At 35.4% G+C, this 5609-nt stretch carries 7 protein-coding genes; 4 read left to right on the top strand and 3 right to left on the bottom strand.

Annotated features, from left to right (window positions below; translation table 11 throughout):
* Together ABX784_RS15110 and ABX784_RS15105 are read left to right on the top strand one after the other, a co-directional pair.
* Positions 1 to 511, top strand: a 511-nt coding sequence (locus tag ABX784_RS15110) for a hypothetical protein (protein ID WP_372655896.1), incomplete at its 5' end; no start/stop codon positions are given.
* A complete protein-coding gene (locus tag ABX784_RS15105) occupies positions 492 to 1415 on the top strand; it encodes a hypothetical protein (RefSeq protein WP_372655895.1) in 924 nt (307 codons plus the stop codon). The genes ABX784_RS15110 and ABX784_RS15105, both read left to right, overlap by 20 nt.
* On the opposite strand, the gene ABX784_RS15100 is transcribed toward ABX784_RS15105, so the two are convergent.
* Together ABX784_RS15100 and ABX784_RS15095 are read right to left on the bottom strand one after the other, a co-directional pair.
* Positions 1398 to 2429, bottom strand: coding sequence for a radical SAM protein (locus ABX784_RS15100; protein WP_372655894.1), 1032 nt, complete (start codon positions 2427 to 2429; stop codon positions 1398 to 1400). The two genes, ABX784_RS15105 and ABX784_RS15100, sit on opposite strands and share 18 nt — an antisense overlap.
* Positions 2422 to 3456, bottom strand: coding sequence for a hypothetical protein (locus tag ABX784_RS15095; protein WP_372655893.1), 1035 nt, complete (start codon positions 3454 to 3456; stop codon positions 2422 to 2424). The genes ABX784_RS15100 and ABX784_RS15095 overlap by 8 nt, the downstream gene beginning before the upstream one ends.
* A gap of 93 nt (positions 3457 to 3549) precedes the next feature.
* Here ABX784_RS15095 and ABX784_RS15090 point away from each other — a divergent pair, with 93 nt between their 5' ends.
* Together ABX784_RS15090 and ABX784_RS15085 are read left to right on the top strand one after the other, a co-directional pair.
* Positions 3550 to 4488, top strand: coding sequence for an aldo/keto reductase (locus tag ABX784_RS15090; protein ID WP_372655892.1), 939 nt, complete (start codon positions 3550 to 3552; stop codon positions 4486 to 4488).
* Complete coding sequence (locus ABX784_RS15085) at positions 4478 to 5305, top strand: glycosyltransferase family 2 protein (RefSeq protein ID WP_372655891.1); 828 nt, start codon at positions 4478 to 4480, stop codon at positions 5303 to 5305. Before ABX784_RS15090 ends, ABX784_RS15085 begins: the two co-directional genes overlap by 11 nt.
* Here ABX784_RS15085 and ABX784_RS15080 read toward each other — a convergent pair.
* Positions 5282 to 5609: hypothetical protein (locus ABX784_RS15080; RefSeq protein WP_372655890.1), on the bottom strand; the 328-nt coding region annotated here is incomplete at its 5' end. The two genes, ABX784_RS15085 and ABX784_RS15080, sit on opposite strands and share 24 nt — an antisense overlap.

Here is a 5609-nt window from a genome sequence, read left to right as displayed (position 1 = left end):
CATTCTTGGTACCAAAGCTGACTTAGTGACAACACTTCTAAATACTTATTCTCCAACAAATGAAATTAATCTTTCTGAGCTTGTTCTAGGCCTAAAGTCATCTCAAAATATTGTAAAGAACACGGCCAAGAACTTCTTTGGCACTTTTGAGGATTTCTTTGTCGACTCAATTGTTGAATCTGATATCTCTCTAATGGAGAGATCTGCACTATGTTTTAGAGTCATTCCGTTTCTATACGACTCTAAAGAGCAGCGAAAATTTCTTTCAAAAATTTATGACAAATGTAAGAGAGCGAAGATGGCCTTCTATGCGAATGGACCTCAAATCCAATGGCTTGATTATGTTGTGCAAACAGATAATGGCAGAGGAATTGGTAAAGAAAAGTATAGCCTGCGTGCAAGTGCTGAGATTCGCAATTGTGCCTTTAGAAAGTATAATAGAAGAAATAAAATATATGAGCAAAGACGACAACATAAAACAAATGGTTTAAATGAAGAATTCCCTCTATAAGATATTACTTTTATCAGCTCTTCTTATTGCTGTAGCTATAACTCTCTACTTTAAAAATGTAGTAAAGCCAGCTCACGTGAGAGAGCATTATAATGAAGATGCTCAGGAAAATAGAGCTATTAGAGAAGTTAGAGTTCAAGAGAAAATTAAAAGTGAAAATGAGAGATATCAAAAAGCAGAAAAAGTTCAAATCTTTGATCAACAAGTAGATGACTTAAATAGAAGTTTAAATGTTCTAGAAGAGAAAATTCAGGTCAGACAAACTTACTGTTTGAAAGTATTAAATGAAACTATCGAAGGCGATGACTATATTGATATCACTACAGAGATGTACAATGATATTGACCTTATTAAGACGAAATTCTCAACTGTTCTCAATGAGGCGATGTTAAGGCCGGAGGCTGATGAGCTTTTTTCTACTGTATACAAAGCTGTGGAGTCTGATCCAAAAGTAGATCCAAGGTTGCTCTTTGCTAGACTTGAAAGAATTGATATCTGCCGTGATGCAAAGTCATTGAACTTTGTTGATACCGTCTTTGAGGCCTATAGACTTAAGAATTGGCCAAAATCTGTTGGGGTTGAGATTCTTGGTGAGGTGACATCTATTTTAAAAGATACACTTTCTAAGAATAAGTCAGTTGAAAATCTTCTCTACTTTACGAATGCTCTCTTAATTATGTCCGATAATGGTCTTGTGCCAGCTAGTTACACTCCTGACCTAGAAGACTTAAGTAGAAGAATAAATGAAAATCACTCTATGTTTAAAGAAGTCTTTGGAGATCGTCAGAGTCGTGAGGATAACTTCATCAGCTTAAGTGATTATTTAAGAAAGAATGAAGAATTAAGTATTGAGGTTAGGCAGGTTACTTCTGATATTGAAAACCTCTTAGGACTCAATTACTGATTGGTCATCTTCTTCCATACAGAGATAGATTTTTTCTTTCGCTACATTTGCATTAAGAAGTACTTCTCTTATCGTAGATAAAATCCAAAGTCTCATTGGTCTATTGTATCGAATTTTTCCATCAAATGATTTAATCAACTCACTTGAAAGTAGTTCACTACTAGGATAATTCTTTTTAACTTGGTGAAAGACATCTTTTGTAAACCGAACAACTCCCACTGAAATATACTCTAGTTTATCAACAGGTAGAGCATTAAAAAGCTGTTCTATAAGGTCGGTATACTTCTCTTTGAAATCTTCATCATAAACAACAGGATCAAAGTGAATTCCTATTGGATGTCCGGCGTCTGCTAGTTTCTTAATAGCATTTAGTCTTGCTTTAAGAGAAGGTGTTTGAAGATCGTTCTTTTTTATCTTGTCTGCTGGAGATAGAGAGAAGGTTGTAATAATATTCTTTTTTGGAGTGAGCTCAAGCAGTGCTTTTATATTGGCCGACTTAGTTCTTAACTCTAGCTTGGCCTCTGGTAGTCTTGAAAATAGCTCGTGATAAATTTCAAGCTCTCCAGTTATATGAGTGAGGGCCAGTGAGTCTGAGAATTCTCCAGCATGAAACCAGGGTGTTAGTCCTTTCTTAGAGCACTCTTGTGTTACTTTCTCTATTTCATTACATATATCTCTGTGGTTAAGAAATAGAACAATGTCCGGAGAGTTAAAATAGCCCTGAAGATAGCAATAATTACATTCATAGATACAGTTGTAAGCATGGATGAAGTAGTAGTGAGGTTCTCCAGAAAGTCCATAGGCATCAGGAGCTTCTTTGACGAGTTGTCCTTTCTTTTCCCCTAGAAATAAATTTAGGCTCTCATTTTTTTGAAGATAGGGCTTTTTTACTCTATTGAAGATATCTTCGATCTTATCAATAGTTAATACTTTTGCCTTAGGGAATCTGTTGATAATAGAGATGGCCCTGGCATTTGTTTCATATGATTTTTCGACAAATATCTTATCAAACATCTACATTTCCTCTCATTAGAGATTTGTAGCTTTGATAGTCTAAGTTTGTAAGTGCTCTGGCAATTTTCTTTAGCTCAACTTCATTTTGAATAGTTGCGCTAATTTTAAATTGATCTGCCTCAAGATTTTTTGAAAGTGTTGTCTTTATTCTCGCCTCATGCAAAGGGGAGAGGACCGTAGCTAACTGCGCCTGAAGCTTAGAGTTAAAAGGAGTTAGAAGTTCTCTAAGTTTTTCAAGAAGTACGCTAGTTCTCTGCTTTGGTAAAAGATCGAGAGAGAGAACTTTATCTAATTCAACCAACTTTAAAATACTTTTTTCTGAATCATACTTTGTTAAAAGTTGAGTCAGTAGAGTTGAATAGCTTCTATACTGCGAAATTGTGAAGTAGAGATCTTTATAGTCTTCAACTAGATACTTTGTTTCTACAATAGGATGATCAATAAGACTTAAATACTTTTTATAAAGCTTATCGCTGTAGTACTCCGCTTTATCCTTAACAACTTCACAAATCGATTCTGAAGACTCTTGTTTGTAGGGTTCATCAGATATTAGTTTAAAGGATCTAAAGTCTACGGAAAAGTTACTTGAGCTCTTGGCTATTGCCCATAGCTCTCTATCAACGATATTAGCAAACGGAGATAGCTTTATTGCCTTATCTCTATCTAGAGCGCGACTAGAGCTTGTGATGCAATCTAGTTTCGTATTTGCAGTAGAAGAGAAGGACTTAAACTCGACGACATCATTTAAGATGGCGTAACAGGTTCTAATCTCCACAATACTATCTAGTTCTGACTGTTCATCTAAAGCACCAGCGATCCCAAAGTTTAGGACAACTCTAATATCTTCAAATTTAGAAAGTGCCGCAGTAGTACTCTCTAGAGCATTGAAGATTCCTTCGCCACAGATAAGTAAGTAAGAGTCTTCATTCTTGTATATAGGAAAGTTCTTAGACTCTAAAGACTTATAGTTTGCTTGCTTTAAGAATGTCTGAGCTTCTGCTCTGTGAGCAAAGACAAGTAAACGCATTTTATACCTTGATTTTGATTAAGGGCGACTTTATAGTGGGCCTTGTATTTTGTCTAGCAAATGAGTAATGCTTTTAGAGGTAGGAATCGGTCTATGTCACGTATTTTAAAGAGCTTAGGTGGTCTCCCAATTGGTTTTGGCGGAGCTTCAATTAGTGGAGAGGGAGCTGGCTATGGATTTGGAGATATTTCTGAGGATGAGGCGTGTCGTCTGCTGAGGTATACATTTGATAGAGGTATTCGACTTTTTGATACGGCACCTATTTATGGCTTCGGTGAGTCTGAGATCAGAATAGGAAAAGCTTTTAAAGATATTAGAGAGAAGGTCTATATCGTCTCAAAGTCTGGCGTTTCTTGGCATGACTCTAAGAGAGTTAATATGACCAATGAGCCAAAAGAAACTCAGAAGATGTTAGAAGACTCACTTAGGAGACTAGACTCAGACTATATTGACCATTATATGATTCACTGGCCTGACTCTAGAGTGGATATTAGGAAGACGATGGAAGTTCTTTCTAAGGCTAAATTACAAGGAAAAATAAAATCAATTGGTCTTTGTAATACATACCTTGATGACTTCAACAAAGCTTCAGAAGTTGATAAAATTTCTTCTCTACAATCTGAGCTCAATATCTTTTCACGACATGCTGTGGATTCTCTTCTTCCTATTGCTAAAGAGAATGATTTAAGTTTTATGAGTTGGGGAACTTTAGATAAGGGTATTCTAACTGGTAGAGTGAACGCGAAAAGAAAATTTGATAAGAGTGATTGTAGATCTTGGGCCCCATGGTGGAAGAGCATGGATAAAGAAGATAGGTATAGAAAAATGGAGATTATTAATAAAGTTATTTCTAAATTTAATCTATCTCCAATTTCATTAGCGCTTGGGTTTAATCTTTCCCATGAAAATGTTGATATGGTTCTTTGTGGTGGAAGAAGTGAAAAGCAGTGGGACGGATTGATTGATTCTTTATCTAATCTACCAACACCTGAACAATTAGAAGAAGTGCTAAAGTCAATTGATGAAAATTAGTGTTATAATTCCTACTTTTAATAGAGAAGACCTTTTAAAGAGATCAGTTTCTTCTGTTCTCAATCAAACTCATGCTGAACTCGAGCTCATCATTGTAGACGATGGCTCCACAGATAATTCAAGACAGGTTGCTAAAGACTTCTTAAGTGACTCAAGAGTGAGATACGTCTATCAAGAAAATTCAGGAGTCAGTAGTGCAAGAAACCTAGGCGTTTCTGTCTCTAGTTTTGAATGGGTTAGTTTCTTAGATTCTGATGATGAATGGCTAGAGAATAAACTTCAAAAACAAGTTGAACTACATACTAAGAAACCAGACTTACTCTTTATCCATACAGAAGAAAACTGGATTCGAAATGGAAAGAAGGTCAATAAGCCAAAGCAGTATAAAAAGCATGGAGGATATATCTTTTCTAAATGCTTATCTCTGTGTGCAATTGCTCCATCTGCAGTTTTAATGCATAAGAGTCTATTTAATGAAATGTATGGCTTTTCTACAGACTACACTGTCTGTGAAGACTTTGAACTATGGCTTAAAGTCACATCTAAGTATGAGGTTGGTCTTGTGGATGAGCCCCTCGTCAATAAGTATGGTGGCCATGAAGATCAATTGAGTACAAAGTTCTTCGCTATGGATTTATATAGAGTAAGAGCTCTTTTTCATATATTAAATATAAGAAATCTATCTTTAGAAGAGCAAACGCAAGTAAAAGAAGTTGCCCTAAAAAAGTGTGACATTCTTTTAAAAGGTTATGAAAAGCACAGTAATTTTAAAGATTACGACGAAGTAAAGAGCTTACAGTTTCGACTTAGATCTTAGGTACCCGTCTTTCTTATAGTTCTCACCATTTCTAAGAAAGAGTATTCCTCTTACTTCATCATTATAGAATTGATCTTTAGTATTTATAACAATAAATCTATTATTTGATATTCTTGCTGTGATTAAGTTTGGGTATTGCGGATTCTTTAAAAAGTTTAAAGGGATTCCATCTACCATAATAGCATCTTCACTTTTTCCAAGTACAAGATAGTCAATCTTAGAGGTTCCTTTGTAAGACTTGTTTTCAAGCTTAAAAAGATTCTCTATTTCAATTTGAAAATTAGGGCCTCGATTATTGTGTCCT

The sequence above is a fragment of the Halobacteriovorax sp. genome, from assembly GCF_041587335.1.
Classification (GTDB): domain Bacteria; phylum Bdellovibrionota; class Bacteriovoracia; order Bacteriovoracales; family Bacteriovoracaceae; genus Halobacteriovorax.
This window is presented reverse-complemented; position numbering and strand designations above follow the sequence as displayed.

Coding starts and splice junctions, on each gene's coding strand:
- ABX784_RS15105 (WP_372655895.1), top strand. CDS start 492: ATGAAGAATTCCCTCTATAAGATATTACTTTTATCAGCTCTTCTTATT.
- ABX784_RS15100 (WP_372655894.1), bottom strand. CDS start 2,429: ATGTTTGATAAGATATTTGTCGAAAAATCATATGAAACAAATGCCAGG.
- ABX784_RS15095 (WP_372655893.1), bottom strand. CDS start 3,456: ATGCGTTTACTTGTCTTTGCTCACAGAGCAGAAGCTCAGACATTCTTA.
- ABX784_RS15090 (WP_372655892.1), top strand. CDS start 3,550: ATGTCACGTATTTTAAAGAGCTTAGGTGGTCTCCCAATTGGTTTTGGC.
- ABX784_RS15085 (WP_372655891.1), top strand. CDS start 4,478: ATGAAAATTAGTGTTATAATTCCTACTTTTAATAGAGAAGACCTTTTA.